The 2,072-nt window shown below is 72.8% G+C and carries 1 pseudogene; it reads left to right on the top strand.

Annotated features, from left to right (window positions below):
* Positions 1-2,072: pseudogene (locus IEJ02_RS50655) on the top strand (beta-ketoacyl reductase); the annotation flags it as partial.

Here is a 2,072-nt window from a genome sequence, read left to right as displayed (position 1 = left end):
CCGGCGCTGTCGGGCGGCTATGCGCTGACCCTGGTGCTGGTGCGGGCCATGGTGCGGGCCGAGATCCCGGCCCGGCTGTGGTGCGGTACGCGGGGCGCGGTGTCGGTGGGCCGTTCGGACCGGCTCACCAGCCCGACGCAGGCGATGGTCTGGGCGCTGGGCCGGGCGGCCGCGCTGGAGCTGCCCCAGCTGTGGGGCGGTGCGGTCGATCTGCCCGAGTCGCTGGACGCGCGCGGCGCGGCGCGACTGGCCGGTGTGCTGTCCGCCGGAGGCGGTGAGGACCAGGTGGCGGTGCGTGGCTCGGGTGTGTTCGCGCGTCGTCTGGTGCGGTCGGCCGAGACCGCCGGCGAGGAGATCTCGTGGCGGGCGCGTGGCACGGTGCTGGTGACCGGTGGCACGGGCGGGCTCGGTGGCCAGGTGGCCCGCTGGCTGGTCCGCAGCGGTGCCGAGCANAGCCGTCGCGGTCTCGAGGCCGAGGGCGCCGCCGAGTTGAAGGCGGAGCTGGAGGGCATGGGTGCCGAGGTGACGGTGGCCGCGTGTGACGCGGCGGACCGTGACGCGCTCGCCGCCGTCCTGGACGCCGTACCGGAGCACCAGCCGCTCACCGCAGTGGTGCACGCGGCGGGGGTCACGATGACGGCCTCCCTGCTGGAGACGGAGCTCGCGGACGCGGCCAGGGCGGTGTCTGGCAAGGTGGCGGGCGCCGTCAACCTGGACCAGCTGCTCGGCGACCGTGAGCTCGACGCGTTCGTGGTCTTCTCCTCCATCTCCGCCGTGTGGAGCGGTGCTGAGCAGGGCGTCTACGGCTCCGGCAACGCCTTCCTGGACGCGCTGGTGGAGCGGCGTCGTGCGCGGGGTCTGGCGGGCACCTCTGTCGCCTGGGGTCCGTGGGCCGAGGAAGGCATGGTGACCCAGGGCGACGCGGGGGAGCAGCTGGCGCGGCGTGGCCTGCCCGCGATGGCACCCGAGCTGGCGATCGCCGCGCTGGAGCGCGCGGTGGCCGGTGACGACGGTCTGGTGACGGTCGTGGACGTGGTCTGGGAGCGGTTCGCTCCGGCGTTCACCGCAGTCCGGCACAGCCGGTTCCTGAGCGAGCTGGAAGAGGTCCAGCGGCTGGAGACGAAGGGGAACGACGGCGAGAGGGCCGAGGCCGCCGGGGCGCAGCTGCGCGAGCGGCTGAAGCCGCTGACCGAGGGGGAGCGGGACCGGGCGCTGCTCGATCTGGTGCGCAAGCACGCCGCCGCCGTGCTCGGTTTCGCGTCCGCGGAGATGGTCGAGCCGAGCCGGGCCTTCCGCGATCTGGGCTTCGACTCGCTGACCGCGGTCGACCTGCGCAACCGGCTGGCCGCCGAGACCGGTCTCAGCCTGCCCGCCACGCTGGTCTTCGACTACCCCAGCGCCGGCACGCTCGCCGCGTATCTGCGGACCGAGGTGCTGGGGGCGTCGTCCCCGGCGATTGCCGCCGGGTCCGGGACCGTGGCCGGGTCCGGCGCGGACGACGAACCCATCGCGATCGTCTCCATGAGCTGCCGATTCCCCGGCGGGGTGCGCAGCCCGGAGGACCTGTGGCAGCTGGTGGAGAGCGGCGGTGACGCCATCTCCTCCTTCCCGTCCGATCGCGGCTGGGATGTCGAGGGGATGTATGACCCGGACCCTGACCGTTCGGGGACGTTCTACGCCCGTGAGGGTGGGTTCCTCTATGACGCGGGGGAGTTCGACCCCGGGTTCTTCGGGATCTCGCCCCGTGAGGCGCTCACCATGGATCCGCAGCAGCGGCTGCTGCTGGAGACCTCTTGGGAGGCGTTCGAGCGGGCCGGTATCGATCCGGCATCCGTGNTTGGGAGGCGTTCGAGCGGGCCGGTATCGATCCGGCATCCGTGCGTGGCAGCCAGATCGGTGTCTACGTCGGAACCACGACCTCCGGCTATGGAACCGGGCTGCGGGAGATCCCCGAGAGCCTTGAGGGACAGTTGCTGACCGGCAGCGCGACATCGGTCGTGTCGGGCCGTATCTCCTACACGTTGGGTCTTGAGGGGCCCGCGGTGACGGTGGACACGGCGTGTTCGTCGTCG

This window comes from Streptomyces sp. 5-10 (assembly GCF_014712245.1).
In the GTDB taxonomy this organism is placed as follows: Bacteria; Actinomycetota; Actinomycetes; order Streptomycetales; family Streptomycetaceae; genus Streptomyces; species Streptomyces violaceusniger.
This window is presented reverse-complemented; position numbering and strand designations above follow the sequence as displayed.